This window comes from Avibacterium sp. 20-129, from assembly GCF_026226845.1.
Lineage (GTDB): Bacteria > Pseudomonadota > Gammaproteobacteria > Enterobacterales > Pasteurellaceae > Avibacterium.
Genome location: NZ_JAKKOE010000001.1, coordinates 401,587 through 417,865 on the forward strand (window position 1 = coordinate 401,587; position 16,279 = coordinate 417,865).

The window sequence follows — 16,279 nt, forward strand, 5'->3', positions numbered from 1 at the left end:
AACGGCATTTAAACGGTATTCCGTTATTACATTTCTATTCTTTTTATAGCCTTCGAGAAATCGGAGGCTTTTTTCATTTGAAACACCGCAAACTAACCTTTTCTTTTTTCCTGTCATTATAGGGCTATGAAAGTAAATAAATGCCCTTTAGCCGTATTAACGGCACAGCTTACAAGCCCTGATGGTTGGCAACAACTTTTGCCCAAAGGTGAATTTCGGGCAAGAGATGGTCGTCCGACCGATGTGCCGCATTGGTTTATTGATGAAACCATTGCTAACCGCTTAATTCAACAAGCTAAAACACTCAAGCAAGACATCTTAGTTGATTATGACCACGCTACTCTGCTTAAAGCCAAAAAAGGCCTTGATGAGGGAAATGTGGTTGCAGCTGGCTGGTTTAGCGATGAGGAAATGCAGTGGTTTGATGATGACGAACGTCAAGGTTTATACATTAAGCCACGTTGGACACCTAAGGCTTATCAGCAAATTAAAGAGAGTGAGTTTGCTTTCCTTTCTGCCGTTTTCCCTTACAACGAAAAAGGCGAACCATTAGAAATCCGAATGGCTGCTTTAACCAATGACCCTGGTATTACAGGTATTCAACGGTTAGCGGTGCTTTCGGCAATGACAGACCAGCAGGAGAAAAATCAAATGCCAGAACAGTTGCGTAAATTACTCGCAAAACTCGGTGTGGAAATCGCCGAAGGTGCAGAGCTTACCGAAGAACAAGCGAAAACCGCCCTAGATGCGTTGGAAGCCTTGCAAACAGATAAAGCCCACGCAGATAGTCAAGTTGCAGCACTGAGTGCGGCAGCAAAAGAGGTTGATTTAACCGCTTATGTGCCAAAAGCCACTTATGATGCAATGGTATTACAGGTTGCAGCACTTTCCGCTAAAACCGATGAAGTAGAAATTGATAATGCGATTGCGAAAGCCCGTCAAGAGGGGCGAGCGATTGAGTCCGAAGTGGATTACTTAAAAGATTTTGGCAAACAACAAGGTGCGGTAGCGTTATCCGCAATGCTAGAAAAACGCCCGCAAATTGCTGCCTTATCCGCAATGCAAACGCAAACCACGAAAGTGACGAAAGAAACCCAAGGCGAAGCCGTGTTAAGTGCAGCAGATAAAGAAGCTGCGAAATTGCTCGGTATTAGCGAAGCCGATTACGCAAAAGAACTGGAGGCTAAATAATGGCAAATGTAACCCCTGAACTCGTCAAAGCCCTGTTTGTTGGCTTTGGTAAAAACTTTAAAGAAGGTTTGGCAAAAGCACCTTCACAATATAGCAAGATTGCGACTTTAGTGAAATCTACCACCGCATCAAATACTTATGCGTGGTTAGGTCAAATGCCTGGTTTAACCGAATGGATTGGTGATCGTACTTTAACCGCTATTCAGTCTCACGGTTATTCGATTGTAAACAAAGATTGGGCAAGTGGTGTAGAGATTAAGAAAACTGACATTGAAGATGACAATGTTGGTGTTTATAGCCCATTGATTGAAGAACTTGGGCGTGCCGCAGCAGAAAAACCTGATGAATTAGTGTTTGGTGCATTAAAAGCAGGTTTTACCACGGTTTGTTATGACGGGCAGTATTTCTTTGACACCGATCACCCTGTCGGTGCAAATGTGGATGGAACAAGTCCTGTCTCCGTTAGCAACATTACTGATGATGGCACCAGTGTTACTGCAGATAAGGCTTGGTATTTGTTAGATTGCTCTCGCAGTCTAAAACCGATTATTTTCCAAGAGCGTAAAGCACCTACTCCAGCACAAATTACTGATTTAAACGATGAAAAAGTATTTATGAAAAATACGTTTACCTACGGTGTAGATAGTCGTTCAAATGTGGGATATGGCTTTTGGCAACAGGCTCATGCCGTGAAAGGTGCATTGACTGCGGAGAACCTTTGGAAAGCCATTTCGGCAATGCGTGCGGTGCGTGGTGATGGCGATAAGCGTTTAGGGATTAAACCAACGCATATTGTTGTGCCTCCATCTCTTGAAAAAGAAGCTACGCAATTACTTGAACGTGAATTCCGTGTTGAAAACGGGGCAACCGTAGACAACGAATTTAAAGGGCGTTTAGAGCTTATCGTTGCAGATTATCTCTAATTGCAAGCGGTCGGATTTGAGCTATTTTTTGCAAATTCGACCGCCGTTTAAATGGTGTTTAAAGAGGTTTTAATGGGGGAAAAATGAAATGGAAAAAGAGCAACGCTATCAAGTTGTGGTTCACAGCAAAGTGCAAGATGGTTATCGCCGTGCTGGTTTCGCTTTACAAAAAGGCACTAACTTGCTTATGGATGTCACGGCGGCACAAATTGAGCAATTCAAAGCCGACCCACGTTTGGTATTTGGCTCTCAAGACCCGATGCCGACGGAACCGGTTGATGACTTATCAAAAGGGTTATCTCAAGACGATTCGGATGACAAAACCCAACACTTTGTGGACGGTGGCTTGGTTCCAACCGATTTAACCGTTGAGCAATTAAAAACAAAGCTCAATGAGCTTAATATTGCCTTTACTAAAGACGCAAAAAAATCAGATTTAGTGGCATTACTTGAAACGGCTATGTCATCTACTACGTCAAAAGAAGGTGAATAATGTTATATGCCAGCCAAGCAAGTCTTATTAAACGCTATACCCTTGATGTGTTACTTAGCATTGCTCGAAATGCTGATCGCACCTTAGACGAAACCAAGGTGCAAGAAGCGTTAGAAGATGCGTCGCAAACCATTGATAGCTACTTGGCTGGTCGTTATCGCTTACCATTGCAAACAGTGCCAGCCGTGTTAGAACGCCATTGTTGCTACATTGCTCGTTATTTCTTGGAGAAAAACCGAGCCACAGACCAAGCCCGCTTGGACTACGAAGATAGCATCCGATTTTTGGAAAAAGTCGCTAGTGGCGCTATTTCACTCGGTTTGTCCGATATGGAGGAACCGGTGGAAACTGACAATGCGGCAATGATTGAAAGTGCCGGCTCTGTCTGGGATAGAAAACAGTCGTGGGGGTTCGTGTAATGAGTGTTATTGCTGCAACCAGCGATGCCTTGATTGGCAGAATCCAAACGCTCTGTGGTGATTATCTCAAAGAAGTCGATACTCACCCCGGTCAATGGGACGACAGCAGCGTGCGGCGTATTGTGCGTAACCCGCCTGCGGTGTATGTGGCGTGGTTGGGGCAAACGGCTAATGCTAATGCCCGAACGGTGACGGCTCGTTGGGGGCTGTTTGTAGTTGCTGAGGTGCTAAACGGGCAACGCCAAAACAGCGTGGGGATTTACCAAATTGTCGAAATGCTGACTGCCGGGCTACACAAGCAGCAAATTAGCCCTTCCGGTGTGTTTGAGCTTCAATCGGTACAAAACCTGTGGAGCGATACGCAAAGTGGTATGGGTGTCGCTGTTTATGCGATGTACTTTAATGCTGTACAACCTCTGGCAGATAGCATTGATGCAAGCTCATTTGCTGATTTTAAAGTGTACGACCATACGTTTAACCAAGATACAGACCCAAATACGATTGACGGTAAAACACGTTTGCATCTGATTTTACCGACTCAATCCGATAACCAAGAGGGATAGCAATGCCAACCTTTAAAATTAAACCGAAAGCCGGATTGATTATCCGTGATCCAAATACCTTTGAACCATTGAGTGAAAAAGGTGAAGAAAAGCCCAAAAGTGGCTATTGGTTGAAACACCTTAAAAATGGCGATGTGGAATTAGTTGAAGCTAAACCCACCGAACGAAAAACCAAACCGGAGAAAGCATAATGGCGATTTCTTTTAACAATATCCCATCAGCTATTCGTGTGCCATTGGCATACATTGAGTTTGACAATAGCAAAGCAGTAAGCGGCACACCGTCAGTCCTGCACAAAGTGCTGATGCTCGGCACAAAATTAGCCAGCGGTACAGCAGTAGCCGGTCAAGCAGTGCGTGTTACCGCTTACTCACAGGCTAAAACCTTATTCGGACGTGGCTCGCAATTAGCTGAAATGGTCAAGTCCTTTAAGGCGCATAACAATATGTTGGATTTGTGGTGCTTACCGCTAGACGAAGCGGGAAGTGGTGCAAAAGCGACAGGCACTCTGACTTTATCCGGTACAGCAACACAAGCCGGTACGTTAAGTGTAATGATTGCCGGCACAAACTACAAACAAGCGGTATCCAGTGGCGATACTGCGGCAACCCTTGCAACTAAACTGCAAAAATTGATTGCTGCAGACCAAGATGTTCCAGTGACGGCAACTGTCTCTGGTGAGTCAATTACACTCACTTGTCGCTTTAACGGCGAGACAGGTAATGAGATTGATGTACGTTGTAACTATTACAGCGGCGAAGTGTTGCCTGCTGGCATCTCGGTAAACATTACGCCGATGCAAAGCGGGTCAGTCAATCCAAATATGGCAGAGGCCATTACCGGCTTTGGCTCAGAATGGTGGAATTATCTGATCAACCCGTTTACAGATACCGAAAGCCTTAATCTATTACGCACGGAATTGGTGACTCGCTGGGGGCCGATGAAACAGATCGATGGTATCTGCTTTATGGCCAAACGTGGTACGCATGCCGAAGCGACTACTTTTGCCGAACAGCGCAACGATTATCTATTTAGTGTGTTAGCAACCAATAACGCACCACAGCCGGCCTATATTTGGGCATCTGCTTATGCGGCGGTGGTCGCTGGCTCGCTATCTATTGACCCTGCTCGCCCTGTGCAGACATTAACCATGGATTTATTGCCACCAGCAATGAGTGACCGTTGGGACTTACCGGAGCGCAACACCTTGCTGTATAGCGGCAACAGCACTTACATCGTCAATGCCAACAATCAGCCACAAGTTGAGGCGGCGATTACGATGTATCGTAAAAATGCGTTTGGTGATAACGATGAGAGTTATCTCTACGTAGAGACGATTGGCACACTCAGCTATATCCGCTACGCCATCCGTTCTCGCATTACGCAAAAATACCCGCGCCACAAGTTGGCAAATGACGGCACACGTATCGGACCTGGACAAGCGATTGTCACTCCGAAAATCATCCGCAACGAACTGTTGGCACTGTTCACTGAGCTTGAATCCGCAGGCTTGGTCGAAGATTTCGAGCAGTTTAAGCAAACATTGCTGGTTGAACGCGATGCAAACAATCCATGCCGTGTAAATGTGTTATCTAACGAGAACTTAGTCAATCAGTTCCGCATTTACGCCCATGCAATTCAATTTGTTTTATAGGAGCAAACAATGGCAACAAAATTCCAAGGAACGGCAACTATCCGTTTTAATGGCAAGGAGTACCCAACAGATAACGATGGTTCGCTGGATGTCGGTGGCAAAGAACGTGAAACTGTGAAAGGCTCTCAGGTGTATGGTTTCTCTGAGAAACCAAAGGAAGCCACTGTAGATGTGACGGTATTTAACTGTGAAGAGACCGATGTGATGGAGCTCAAAAATATGACGAATGCCACCGTTGAATTTGAGACAGATGTCGGCCAGACCTATCTTTTACCCAATGCGTGGGCGGTTGAGACCGGTACACTCAGTGCAGACGGTAAAATTAAAGTCAAAATGGCAGCAATTGAATGTAAGCGGGTGTAAAAATGGAACTGATGTTAAAAACAGGTTTACGCTTTGGTGATGAACCTCAAACCGTGGTGACTTTGCGTGAATTAACCACAGGTGATTTACTAGATGCAGAAGTGGCCGCAGAACGAATGGTAATGTCGCCGGACGGTGTGCCGGTATTGGTGAAATCACCGGCACTTTTTGGCTATGAGCTATTACGCCGTCAGATTGCCTCTATCGGTAAAATTCAAGGGCCGATTTCGATGAAAATGTTGCGGTCGATGACCTCGGAAGATTTACAGCTTATTTCAGTTTATGCTGAAACTTGGGAGGCTACCAAAGCCCAACAGGTGGTCGAGCGGGGGCGATTGGATGCAGCAGGTGGAGAAGCTGGAAAAGACCTGTCTGCTGTTAGCTAAACATTATCAGAGCAGCCCTGAGTGGCTGCTTTCCAGACCTATTTTAAACTTGCCACGCTACATCAAGTACATAAATTCAGGAGGGGAAGATGGCAAATAATTCAACTTCGTTTTATGTCAATTTAGCGGGTAATGTTTCCTCACAAGCATCCAAGTTTGGCAATTCGTTATCTACGATGGCAAATAAGGGCGTATCTAATATGGCTAAGCTCAGCAGTTCGATTACAAAAGTCGGCTCTGGTTTAGCTTCGCTCTCACAAAAAATCAATAATGTTGGCAATGTTGCACTGCCGGTCATCGGTGTTGGTGTCGGAGCCGGGGCTGCAATGGTGAGTAAGTCGATGATCCGTGTTGCCGCCGATTTTGAGATGGCCAATATCCGAATGAAGCAGACGTTTGGTAAGCGTGGCGATGAGGCAATGGCGTGGCTGAAAAAGTTTGCAACCGATACGCCAATGGCATTCGGTGATGTGCAAGATGCTGCAATGCAGATGATGACAGCCGGTATTGACCCAATGAACGGCTCTCTGCAAGCTCTTGTGGATTGGAACGCCAAAGTCGGTGGAAGCACGGAAAATCTGAACGCATATATCTCCTCGTTTGCCAAAATGAAAATCAAGGGCAAGATGTCGTGGGAAGACATCCAGCCACTTCTTGAACGTAATGTCCCCGTACTCAAAATGCTGGCTGAAGCGACAGGTGGCAAGTACACCGAAAAGCAGATTATGAAAATGATCCAAGAGGGGAAAATGCAAGGTGCAGCCCTAGATGCACTTTGGAAGCAGATGGGTAAAAACGCCAAAGGTGCAGCCAAAGAACAGATGAAAACTTGGGACGGCTTGGTCTCAAACCTTGAAGATACTTGGGTCTCGATGCAAGCTCAGTTTATGGAGCACGGTGCTTTTGATAGTCTAAAAGCTGAGCTAGGGAGTTTCTTGGAATGGCTAAACAGCAAGATTGATGACGGTACGCTGGATGAATTTGCGAAAACAGTCAGCGAAACTTTAACGGAAGCCCTGCAAGAGTTAAAAGAGACGGCAACTGCTGTACAGCCAACTTTGGAAAAGATTGGCTCAGTGATGGAATGGGTCTCCGAAAAAGCCGGTGGTTACGGCAATATCGCTAAGTTTGTTGGGGGCTTTTATGTAGCCAATAAAATTGCGAATTTAGACGTTACCAAAACGACAGCAAAATTAGGCTGGGGAGCGACTAAATGGGTCGGCAGTAAATTCCGCAGCAACCCTAAAGGTGGTGCTGGGGCTGCAATGGAGACCGTAGGCTTATTAGGTGGTGTTGCCGGTGTGACGCCTGTCTATGTCACCAATATGCCAATGGTGGCAAACGGCTTGGGTGGTGGGCACATCGGACAGGAGCCAAATAAAAAAGCGAATAAAAAACTACCTAAAACGCCGAAAGCATTGCCGGGTGTTGCGGTAGCAACGACTGTGGCTGCCAATGCGACTCAGGCAACGGTGAATAAAGGGATTACACAAGCGGTCTCAACATCTGTGAAATCTGCAAGTCAGGCAATCAGTACTACTGCACATACCGCAACAGCTGCGGTTAGCCGTACTGCTGCTCGTGCCGTGCCGTATCTCAATGTGGCAGCAACGGCTGTAGAAGGTGCGATGGTACTCATGGATAATCAGTCCAGTACACAAGACAAATCAGAAGCGATTGGCTCTATTGCCGGTGCAACGGCTGGGGCGATTGTCGGACAAGCACTTATCCCAATTCCGGTGGTAGGGGCTGCAGTTGGGTCTTATGTAGGAAGCTGGCTTGGTGAGTGGTTAGGCTCGGAAGTGGGCGAATATCTCTCTAATCCGGAGCCGATTAAAAATGAGCTTAACGGCACAATTCAAGTGGCAGTGAAAGCCTCGGAGCATTTAATTGCAACGGCCACGGCAAGCAAAGTGCAGACGAATCAGAAACAGGACAATATGAATATCGCCGTACAAATGGGCACTCTTGGCCCGGGCGTGGGGATGTGGTAGATGAGCAAGATAACCGGTAAAGGGAGCTTTCGAGGCGTCCCCTTTTTAATTGAGGATGAGCAAGGGCAGAATGGCGGACGACGCATAGTTACCCACGAATATCCGTTGCGAAATGACGGATTGACGGAAGATTTAGGCAAGCGTATGCGTAATTACTCTGTCAGTTGTTTAGTGATTGGTGATGACCATATTGCACAAGCCGAAGCATTAGTTGATGCACTTGAAGCCGATGGTTCTGGCACTCTTAAACATCCATATTTCGGCACGCTTGAAGTGCGGGTGGATGATTACCGAGCTCGTCATTCTACAGCACATCAGCGAGTAACTCGTTTTGATATTACTTTTTTACCCGCACAAGAGAATAACGCCCCCGAAATTGCGGAAGATACAGCCTATTCGGTGCTAACGGAATATAAAGAGACGTTGGACAGCCTAGCGGAAGAGTTTGCAGATATGGTGGAAGATGTTTCAGGCTTTATTGAGTCGATGGTGGATAACCCGATTTTCCGTTTGGCTGATACGACAATGGACTTTATCGAAAACGTCTTTGAAGGTGTGGCAAACACGGTGAGTGGGCTAACCGCAATGAAAGATAAGGCGTTATCCATTAAGAACCGTTTAAGCAGTTTACTGCTTACGCCAAAAGTATTAGCACAAGAATTGCAAGATTTAACCAAGCTAAATGTGCAAAGTGCGGTGGCTTCGCAACGTCAATTTGTGCAGCATATTGTGATTACTGATTCGATTTCCTCTGCATTGAGCGATCTGACATCAAGTAAGACAGAGATCGCTAAAGGTACGCTAGATGAAATGGTAACCGCAAAAACCAACAATATGAGTGAGTCAGATATTTTAAGTCGTCAGTTTAGCAACTTACACGAGCAAGAAATCTTTGATGCGTTGATGAATAAAACCACGTTCTTGCTGAAACGCTTGGTGCTTTCTACTCTTGCCGTGGAATATGGCAAGGCGATTTCGGATGCGGTAACAGAATCGGTCGCTCAGAAAACTGTAACGGAAAGCACTACCGCAGGCTTGATTGAATCAAAGGCTGATGTGCAACGTTATATCACAGAGGTAGATGAGCAGTTGGAAACCGTGATTTTAGATAATGCCGATGCGGAACAATGGGAAAGCTATACGGCGTTAGAAGATTTCCGCCTAACCTTGATGAAAGACTTACAAAACCGTGGCGAGCGCTTGGCAAATGCCCTTGAAATCACGCTCAACGATACATTCCCAGCCGTATTGCTGGAATATCAATACACAGGCGATGCAACCACGTGGAAGCGTTTGTCTTTACGAAATGGCATTTCACACCCGCTCTTTTGCTTGGGTGGTTCAACGATTGAGGTTTTACAATGACAGAGACGAAAATTGAGCTGTATTTAAACGGTAAAATCTTTTCAGGCTGGAAAAGTATTAATGTACAACGCTCGCTAGAATCAATGAGTGGGCGTTTTGATTTGGGTATTGCGCTACGCCCTGAAGATGATGTTAGCGTATTAGCAGCGGGGGCATCATTGGTGCTAAAACTCGGCGGGCAAACGGTGATTACAGGCTACTTGGATGAACTCAAACAGAGTATTTCTGGCAGCAGTAAGCAGATTATGATCAGTGGGCGAGATAAGACTTGTGATTTAGTGGACTGTTCGATTATCCACAATAGTTACCAATTTAAGAATCAAACAGCAAAACAGATTGCTGAAGCTATCTGTAAGCCCTTTGGTATTAACGTGGTATGGAATGTAACCACTGCTGAAGCGAATGAGCGTATCCCTGTGTGGCAAGTAGAACCAGGGGAGACAGCATTTGATAACCTTAGCAAAATTGCTCGTCATAAGGGCGTATTAGTGACAAGTGATGTGAATGGCAATCTGTTGTTTACCGAACCGAGTACTACCCACGTGGGTGAATTAACCTTAGGTGTGAATTTATTGGAACTGGAGCAAAATGATAGCTGGCACCAGCGCTTCTCGCTTTATCGTGTCATTGGTGATGCCGAGCAAGGCGGTGAAAAAGGCGATACTAAAACCAAAAACAAAGCAGCAAGCGGTAAGAAATCGGCAAAAAATAGCAAATCGGATAAAGACAATGTGAGTGAATTTAAGGGGTTTGTGAATTAAATGAGTGCAAGTGGTTTAAAAGTTGAAGTGGCTGATAGCACGGTAACACGTTATCGCCCGATGGTAATTATCGCTGATGATAATATGACAGGGACGAGCGGTTATCAGCGTGCAGATTGGGAACGTAAACGCCGTAATGCCGAAGGTTCAAAAGCAACGGCACAGGTGAGAGGTTGGTTTAAACCCGATGGCACGCTATGGCAGCCGAATGATTTAATTGTGCTAGATGCTCCGCTATTTGGCATTAACAAAGTGGAACGCTTAATTATTGATTGCACTTATACGCTAGATGACGGTGGTATGCTAACGGTGATGACCTTAATGCACCGTGATGCTTTTGATGAACCAGCAGATGAAACATTGGATGATGTGGATTCTACAAGCGGTAAGAAATCCCAAAAATCTAGTAAGAAAAAAGCTAAATCGAAAAAAGCGAAAAAATCCGATAAAGACAATGTCGCAGAGTTTACTGGCTTTGTTGATTAGGCTTTAAACGTTATTTAAAGGAAATTTATGCAGGCTTTAAATCGAATGATTGCCCCGCTTAAGCGGGGGTTGCAACTGTTAGTCAGCCGTGCGGTGGTCTCTGTAGTGAATGATGCTTACGCACGGCAAAATCTGCAACTGCGTTTGCAATCGGATGAAGTTGCGGATGATGTGGAGCGGTTTCAAAATTATGGGCATTACTCTGTGCCAAAGGCCGGTGAAGCCATTGTGGTGTCAGTAGGAGGCAAACGGTCTCACTTAGTTGCTGTGGTGGTTGATGATAAAAGTGTGCGGCCAGCAGGCTTGATTGCGGGCGATTCGGTGTTGTATCATTTAGACGGTCATCAACTCCGCTTAACCGAAAATGGTGAAACAATCCTCTCCTGCACTAAATTTACCATCGAAACAGAAACCCTCGACTGTACCGCTCAACAAATCACGTTTGATAGTCCGCAAACCACATTCAGCGGAGATGTTACTATTATGGGAACATCAACAGCAGAAGATCATAAGTCAGGCGGCGTTAGCGGTAAAAACCACGACCACGAAAAAGGGGTTGGCAAGCCTGTTGCGTAAGGAGTAGGTTATGTCAGATTTAGCCCTACAGTGGCGTGATGGTGAAGGCGACTTGGTATTCAATGCCGAGTCGTTTTTGTTAGATGATACCCTGACCAATGCCATTGTGATTAGCTTATTCACTGATTTACGAGTGGATGGCGTACGTGGCTGGTGGGGTGATTCATTTAATTCCGATGATTATCAAATGGGCTCGAAGTTGTGGACTTTGAGCCGTTCTAAACAACTCAGTGACATTCTGGAAGAAGCCCAGCTTTATGCCGAGCAATCACTCAAATGGTTGCTTGATGATGGCGTGGTGTTGGCTTATTCCGTCATTGCTTCCAACCCTAAGCCTTCAGTTCTGCTGTTAGAGATTCTTGTGACTATGCCAGATGGCAGCACAGAGCAACGAACCTTTAACGCAAGCTGGAGTGTGTAATGGCTTACTCTTCCCCAACCTTATCAACCTTAATTAAACAAGGCGAACAGCAATTTCAGTATCGCTTCCCAACGCTCAAGCGTAACAATGTGATTACGGTAATTAACCGTATTTGTGCAGCATTGAGTGCAGGCGAACATATGCACTTAGATTGGCTTGCTCGTCAGATTATTCCGACCACGGCTGAAGAAGATTATTTGATTGAGTACTGCTTGTATAAAGGCATTGTGCGTAAACAAGCGACAACAGCGTCTGGTTATATAACGGTAACAGCAAGCTTTGAAACAACCATCCCAGTCGGTACAGTGTTTGAAGATAGCGCAAGCGGTTTAACCTTTATCACCACCACTGACACGGTAGTTAGTGCAGGCACAACAGACATCGGTGTGCAATGTGAAACTGAGGGAGCAGACGGTAATTTAACCGTTGGCACATCTGTTTCGCTCACCTCGGCGATTTTAGGCGTGCAATCGACCGCTACCATTAAATCAATGACAGGCGGTGCAGATATTGAATCGCTTTCTCGCTTGTTGGCTCGCTTGATTTATCGTGTGCAAAATCCACCCGCTAATGGTGCTCCGCACGATTATGTGCGTTGGGCAACGGAAGTCTCTGGCGTAACCCGTGCGTGGTGCTTTGAACGTTACTTAGGTGGTGGCTCTGTTGGTGTCGCATTCGCCTGTGATGACCGAGACGATATTTTACCGACAGCGGAAGATATTGCCCGTGTGAAATCATACATCACAGGGCATAAAAACGAAGCCACGGGGCAATATGAGGGGATGCCAGCAAACGTGGAACTTTATGTATTCGCTCCACAGTTCCAAACGGTCAATTTCTCTATTCGCCTTTCGCCTGATACCGCAACACTTCGCCAAGCAGTGAAGAAAAGTTTGCAAGCTTATCTCTCAAATGCGGGAGTGGGTGCGTTGCTTTATCTCTCACAGATTCGTGCCACCGTTTCAAACACCGCAGGCGAGGTAGATAACAGCGTGGTTTTCCCGACTGCTGATGTGCAGTTACTCAGTGATAATATTCCAACACTGGGAGAAATTACATGGCTATGACGCACGAGCAGTATTTAGATGCTGCGGTGAAACTCTTGCCAATGGGTTTGGCGTGGAAGCGAGCGTTAGATAGCAATCTTGCCAAAGTGCTGGCAGTGCGTTGCGATCAGCTTGTCACCGTAAACACGCAAGCCCACGCCTTAATTAAAGAGCGTATGCCAGGGCAAGCTACGTTACTGCTTGAAGAATGGGAGAGTTTCTTTGGGATTCCCGAAGCAGGACGACAGATTACAGGTAAAAGTATTGTAGAACGCCAAGCACAGGTAAAAGAAAAAGAAGAAGAGCTCGGCTCAAGTAGCAAAATTTACTTAGAAGAAGCAGCTAAACGAGCAGGATATCAAATTGAGATTGTGAACTACTTCCCGCATCACTGTTTGCGTGATTGTATGTATCCACTTTATGAGTATGAAAATGCTTGGCGTATTTTCATTTATACCGAAAAACTACCTATTAACCCTGCTGATGAAGTTGATAAAAACGAAGAATTACAACAGATCTTAAAACGTTACTGTAACGCAGACGTGGAAATGGTTTTTATTTATAAGGACACCAAATAATGTACGCATTGGACAATAAATCTGGCATTGAAAAAATGCCTGAAATCCCTGAAGTGTTTAGTAAAACACCTCTTTGGTTTACCGAAGGACGAGATGGCAATGCACCTAGTTATCCTGGTGCTCATTGGTTCAATATCGTACAAGCCGAATTACTCAACGTATTGAAAGAAGCTGGTATTGAGCCAGAGAAAGCGGATACAACACAGTTGGCAAAAGCCCTTAAAGTATTATCAGGACAAGTTGAATCTATCGAAGCATTACGCCAATTTGAGCCAGTTCGAGATCGCCAAATTGCTTATGTAAAAGGATACTATGCTGGTAGTAATGTCGGTGGTGGGTATTTTATTGCGGATTTGAATAATAAAACTGCTAAAGATGATGGTAGCATTGTAATTATTACCGCAAATGGTGCTCGTTGGTCTCGTATTATGACAGATGAAGCAGTTTATTTTGAGTGGTTTGGCGTATTGGCAGATAACGCTAGTCCTGCAATCAATGCTGCGTTAGCTTATACAGCCCAACATAACAACGGTCATTTAAAAACTGTAAAAGCGCAATCGAATTACTATAACTTAAAAAATACTATTTACATTAATGGTAATACACATGTCGATTTCTGCGGTGCAACGTTAAATAAGGACTTCTACACCGATACAGCTTCTAACGCAGTTGGACTAATCCATGTTGTACATAACGATAGCGCTAAAAATATTATTATTGAAAATGCCAATGTGTTAATGAATGGACACACTTTAACAAGTGAGGAAATTCAATCAGGTAACGCATTTTCAATCGGGCCTATTAAAAAGCTGACTATGCGTAATATTAATGTGTATAACATTAAAAATGTACACGCCGTGGATCTTTCAAATTATGAAGATGTTCTAATTGAAAATTGCAAATTTTATGGTGCAATTATTGATAATAACACTTCGGTAGGTTCTCGACATTTCACGGAGGCTATCCAGTTACAAGGAACTGATGAGGGTAGCAATTATATCAATTCGAGAGCAGTGATAAAAAATTGTTACTTCGGCGCATCTGAACACTTGCCAGCTTGGGCTAGTGGTGTGGGAAACCACGGAGGGTACGATAAGATGCCGAGCACGATGACTACTATTGTAGATAGTTGCGTATTTGACGGGATGTCATACGCGGGTGTGCGTACATTTAGTGCATTTAAAGATGTGAAGGTCACAAATTGCACTTTCAAAGGGCTAACTGGTGCAGCGTTGGCTTGTACAAATAGAGATGCTTGGGCTGACTATCGTGGCGCAGCGGAACAATTAATTTTTAGTAACAATGTTGTATTAAACCACACAGGTTATGCGTGTGTAAGTTTTTTACGTAACTTAAAAAACACAGACCAAAGCAAAGATAATTTATTTGCACAAAATATTGTTATTAGTAATAACACCTTCGAAAGCGATAAAACAGCGATTAGAGCATTTGGCGTTAAGCATATCTCTATCTTTGGCAATACTTGTTTAGGAGCGGATTTTCTCAATGCAATCGAAGTTCAAAATGCAATTATCTCAAATAACATTATTGAGAGTCTAACTGCTGGCAAAACAGGTATTTGGATTCATGCAGAGGATAACAAAGATAGTGGTTATCAAGTGCGTAATGAGAATTTAAAAATCTCGAATAATATGCTTATTGGATTCCGCCGTGCAATACACGTTCAGGCTGTTGATGGAATTGTAATTGACAGTAATATTGCTAAACGTAGAGCTATTAACAGTACTGACAATAGTAAAAATACTCCAGTCATTGCTATTGATAGTGGCTCTACAAAAATAAATGTATTTGGCAATACATACGACGATAGTGCTGATGGCGGTATAACTTATGATAATTCGTATTTAGGATTGTCATTACACTACTCAGACCATCGCACAGTTGTTAAAGATAATTATCTGGCAGGGATGCGTTGCCACGTATCTGGCACGCTTAATACTGGTTTGGTGTCTATGGCAGGATTTGGTGCACCAAATGGCATCGTTACTGCCCCAGCAAATAGCCAGTATTTTGATACCTCAAGCAATCAAGTTTTTATTAGAAAAGCCAGTGCAAATGGTGCAAGTGGGTGGTTTGTTAGTCAGAATGCAGGTGCTCTATTTACAGCAACGCCAGATGGTAATGCAACGGGTGAAGAAGTGGTGAATGCAAAATGGGTAAATGCCCAAATTAAAAAAGAACGCCTGCTTTGGTCAGGTTCTAGCTCAGACCCAATTAGCGTTGATGTTGGCGGTATTACAGGTTCTTTGTATGTATTAGTAAACATTCGGGCAAAAGACATCTGGTTTTCAGCGCCAATAGGTGCAGGATATAACACATACATTGGACAGAGCGAATTTGGTGGCGAAAATGCCGATAAAGATTATTCTAGCTATGTACATATTGCTAGAGCCACCTCAAGTAGCATCATTACTCTCACGCCGGAGAAAAAGCGAGATGATATTCTTATTAAAAAAGTCGTTGTGTTAGGAGGCTAAATGCTAGTTTATTTTAAAAAAACTGATTTAAAACAATATGTCATTTTTCCTAAACCAACCAACGCTGACGATTATTATGCAGTCGAGATTGACTCTGAAGCAGAGTTAAACAACAAAATTGGTGTTGTGGTGAATGGAGAGTTTTCTCTTGTGGATACTCCACAGGCAGAATTAAAAGTGGCACTAATTGAAAAAATTAGCGAGCTCATTAATACAAAACGCAACGAGTGCGTAAATGGTGGCGTCTATGTCAAACAAATCAATAAGTGGGTAGATACTGACAAAGCAGGTCAAGATAACTTAGTGCAGATTAAAGCGGATTTTGACTTGAACGGCAAAGAACAACAATTTAGCTTAATTTGCGCGGATAATACGGTGTATCAGCTCAATTTTGATGACTTCCTCGCAGTTTGGAATGCCGTAAGAGAGTTAAAAACAAGTATGTATGAGAACGCTTATATGCATAAACTGCTATTAAAAAATAGCGAAAATCCAACCGATTATGACTGGTCTATTGGCTGGTCGAAAACATACAAAGAATACTTAGAGGACGGAAATTAGT

Annotated in this window: 19 protein-coding genes; all 19 read left to right on the plus strand. The window is 44.2% G+C overall.

Translation table 11 applies throughout. The annotated features are described in order from the left end of the window. Nucleotides 1-126 precede the first annotated feature (126 nt). Nucleotides 127-1,191 carry a phage protease gene (locus L5B90_RS01875; protein ID WP_265761993.1) on the plus strand — a complete coding sequence of 355 codons (1,065 nt, stop codon included), beginning with the start codon at nucleotides 127-129 and terminating at the stop codon, nucleotides 1,189-1,191. Continuing rightward, entirely contained in the window at nucleotides 1,191-2,114 is a 924-nt protein-coding gene (locus tag L5B90_RS01880; protein ID WP_005825910.1) for a Mu-like prophage major head subunit gpT family protein, read from the plus strand. Before L5B90_RS01875 ends, L5B90_RS01880 begins: the two co-directional genes overlap by 1 nt. Before the next feature lie 88 nt (nucleotides 2,115-2,202). Continuing rightward, on the plus strand, nucleotides 2,203-2,607 hold the full coding sequence (locus L5B90_RS01885; RefSeq protein ID WP_265761995.1) for an HI1506-related protein: 405 nt from the start codon (nucleotides 2,203-2,205) through the stop codon (nucleotides 2,605-2,607). After that, entirely contained in the window at nucleotides 2,607-3,026 is a 420-nt protein-coding gene (locus L5B90_RS01890) for a gp436 family protein (protein ID WP_167509597.1), read from the plus strand. Before L5B90_RS01885 ends, L5B90_RS01890 begins: the two co-directional genes overlap by 1 nt. Further along, nucleotides 3,026-3,589 (plus strand): DUF1834 family protein, encoded by a 564-nt coding sequence (locus L5B90_RS01895; RefSeq protein WP_150538969.1) that lies wholly within the window; start codon nucleotides 3,026-3,028, stop codon nucleotides 3,587-3,589. The genes L5B90_RS01890 and L5B90_RS01895 overlap by 1 nt, the downstream gene beginning before the upstream one ends. Nucleotides 3,590-3,591: 2 nt before the next feature. Further along, entirely contained in the window at nucleotides 3,592-3,780 is a 189-nt protein-coding gene (locus L5B90_RS01900; protein ID WP_125134695.1) for a DUF2635 domain-containing protein, read from the plus strand. After that, entirely contained in the window at nucleotides 3,780-5,243 is a 1,464-nt protein-coding gene (locus L5B90_RS01905; RefSeq protein WP_150538970.1) for a phage tail sheath subtilisin-like domain-containing protein, read from the plus strand. Before L5B90_RS01900 ends, L5B90_RS01905 begins: the two co-directional genes overlap by 1 nt. A gap of 9 nt (nucleotides 5,244-5,252) precedes the next feature. After that, nucleotides 5,253-5,606: a phage tail tube protein gene (locus L5B90_RS01910; RefSeq protein ID WP_150538971.1), complete on the plus strand. Its 354-nt coding sequence runs from the start codon at nucleotides 5,253-5,255 to the stop codon at nucleotides 5,604-5,606. Between the two features lie 2 nt (nucleotides 5,607-5,608). Then, nucleotides 5,609-5,992 carry a phage tail assembly protein gene (locus tag L5B90_RS01915; RefSeq protein ID WP_150538972.1) on the plus strand — a complete coding sequence of 128 codons (384 nt, stop codon included), beginning with the start codon at nucleotides 5,609-5,611 and terminating at the stop codon, nucleotides 5,990-5,992. A gap of 89 nt (nucleotides 5,993-6,081) precedes the next feature. Next, nucleotides 6,082-7,986, plus strand: a complete 1,905-nt coding sequence (locus L5B90_RS01920) for a tape measure protein (RefSeq protein ID WP_150538973.1) — start codon at nucleotides 6,082-6,084, stop codon at nucleotides 7,984-7,986. Next, entirely contained in the window at nucleotides 7,987-9,351 is a 1,365-nt protein-coding gene (locus L5B90_RS01925) for a DNA circularization protein (RefSeq protein WP_150538974.1), read from the plus strand. Beyond that, nucleotides 9,348-10,112, plus strand: a complete 765-nt coding sequence (locus tag L5B90_RS01930; RefSeq protein ID WP_265761997.1) for a phage baseplate assembly protein — start codon at nucleotides 9,348-9,350, stop codon at nucleotides 10,110-10,112. The genes L5B90_RS01925 and L5B90_RS01930 overlap by 4 nt, the downstream gene beginning before the upstream one ends. After that, nucleotides 10,113-10,598 (plus strand): phage baseplate assembly protein, encoded by a 486-nt coding sequence (locus L5B90_RS01935; protein WP_150538976.1) that lies wholly within the window; start codon nucleotides 10,113-10,115, stop codon nucleotides 10,596-10,598. A 27-nt stretch (nucleotides 10,599-10,625) separates the two neighbouring features. Then, nucleotides 10,626-11,174 carry a phage baseplate assembly protein V gene (locus L5B90_RS01940; protein WP_265761998.1) on the plus strand — a complete coding sequence of 183 codons (549 nt, stop codon included), beginning with the start codon at nucleotides 10,626-10,628 and terminating at the stop codon, nucleotides 11,172-11,174. Nucleotides 11,175-11,184: 10 nt separating this feature from the next. Further along, nucleotides 11,185-11,595, plus strand: a complete 411-nt coding sequence (locus L5B90_RS01945) for a phage GP46 family protein (RefSeq protein WP_150538978.1) — start codon at nucleotides 11,185-11,187, stop codon at nucleotides 11,593-11,595. Beyond that, nucleotides 11,595-12,662 carry a baseplate J/gp47 family protein gene (locus L5B90_RS01950; protein ID WP_150538979.1) on the plus strand — a complete coding sequence of 356 codons (1,068 nt, stop codon included), beginning with the start codon at nucleotides 11,595-11,597 and terminating at the stop codon, nucleotides 12,660-12,662. The genes L5B90_RS01945 and L5B90_RS01950 overlap by 1 nt, the downstream gene beginning before the upstream one ends. Continuing rightward, the gene (locus L5B90_RS01955; protein WP_150538980.1) at nucleotides 12,653-13,219 is read left to right on the plus strand and encodes a putative phage tail protein; all 567 of its coding nucleotides are present in this window, start codon (nucleotides 12,653-12,655) and stop codon (nucleotides 13,217-13,219) included. The genes L5B90_RS01950 and L5B90_RS01955 overlap by 10 nt, the downstream gene beginning before the upstream one ends. Beyond that, complete coding sequence (locus L5B90_RS01960; RefSeq protein ID WP_265761999.1) at nucleotides 13,219-15,717, plus strand: hypothetical protein; 2,499 nt, start codon at nucleotides 13,219-13,221, stop codon at nucleotides 15,715-15,717. The genes L5B90_RS01955 and L5B90_RS01960 overlap by 1 nt, the downstream gene beginning before the upstream one ends. After that, on the plus strand, nucleotides 15,718-16,278 hold the full coding sequence (locus L5B90_RS01965; protein WP_265762000.1) for a DUF4376 domain-containing protein: 561 nt from the start codon (nucleotides 15,718-15,720) through the stop codon (nucleotides 16,276-16,278). It begins immediately after the preceding gene. Nucleotide 16,279: the final 1 nt, after the last annotated feature.

Coding starts and splice junctions, on each gene's coding strand:
- L5B90_RS01875 (WP_265761993.1), top strand. CDS start 127: ATGAAAGTAAATAAATGCCCTTTAGCCGTATTAACGGCACAGCTTACA.
- L5B90_RS01880 (WP_005825910.1), top strand. CDS start 1,191: ATGGCAAATGTAACCCCTGAACTCGTCAAAGCCCTGTTTGTTGGCTTT.
- L5B90_RS01885 (WP_265761995.1), top strand. CDS start 2,203: ATGGAAAAAGAGCAACGCTATCAAGTTGTGGTTCACAGCAAAGTGCAA.
- L5B90_RS01890 (WP_167509597.1), top strand. CDS start 2,607: ATGTTATATGCCAGCCAAGCAAGTCTTATTAAACGCTATACCCTTGAT.
- L5B90_RS01895 (WP_150538969.1), top strand. CDS start 3,026: ATGAGTGTTATTGCTGCAACCAGCGATGCCTTGATTGGCAGAATCCAA.
- L5B90_RS01900 (WP_125134695.1), top strand. CDS start 3,592: ATGCCAACCTTTAAAATTAAACCGAAAGCCGGATTGATTATCCGTGAT.
- L5B90_RS01905 (WP_150538970.1), top strand. CDS start 3,780: ATGGCGATTTCTTTTAACAATATCCCATCAGCTATTCGTGTGCCATTG.
- L5B90_RS01910 (WP_150538971.1), top strand. CDS start 5,253: ATGGCAACAAAATTCCAAGGAACGGCAACTATCCGTTTTAATGGCAAG.
- L5B90_RS01915 (WP_150538972.1), top strand. CDS start 5,609: ATGGAACTGATGTTAAAAACAGGTTTACGCTTTGGTGATGAACCTCAA.
- L5B90_RS01920 (WP_150538973.1), top strand. CDS start 6,082: ATGGCAAATAATTCAACTTCGTTTTATGTCAATTTAGCGGGTAATGTT.
- L5B90_RS01925 (WP_150538974.1), top strand. CDS start 7,987: ATGAGCAAGATAACCGGTAAAGGGAGCTTTCGAGGCGTCCCCTTTTTA.
- L5B90_RS01930 (WP_265761997.1), top strand. CDS start 9,348: ATGACAGAGACGAAAATTGAGCTGTATTTAAACGGTAAAATCTTTTCA.
- L5B90_RS01935 (WP_150538976.1), top strand. CDS start 10,113: ATGAGTGCAAGTGGTTTAAAAGTTGAAGTGGCTGATAGCACGGTAACA.
- L5B90_RS01940 (WP_265761998.1), top strand. CDS start 10,626: ATGCAGGCTTTAAATCGAATGATTGCCCCGCTTAAGCGGGGGTTGCAA.
- L5B90_RS01945 (WP_150538978.1), top strand. CDS start 11,185: ATGTCAGATTTAGCCCTACAGTGGCGTGATGGTGAAGGCGACTTGGTA.
- L5B90_RS01950 (WP_150538979.1), top strand. CDS start 11,595: ATGGCTTACTCTTCCCCAACCTTATCAACCTTAATTAAACAAGGCGAA.
- L5B90_RS01955 (WP_150538980.1), top strand. CDS start 12,653: ATGGCTATGACGCACGAGCAGTATTTAGATGCTGCGGTGAAACTCTTG.
- L5B90_RS01960 (WP_265761999.1), top strand. CDS start 13,219: ATGTACGCATTGGACAATAAATCTGGCATTGAAAAAATGCCTGAAATC.
- L5B90_RS01965 (WP_265762000.1), top strand. CDS start 15,718: ATGCTAGTTTATTTTAAAAAAACTGATTTAAAACAATATGTCATTTTT.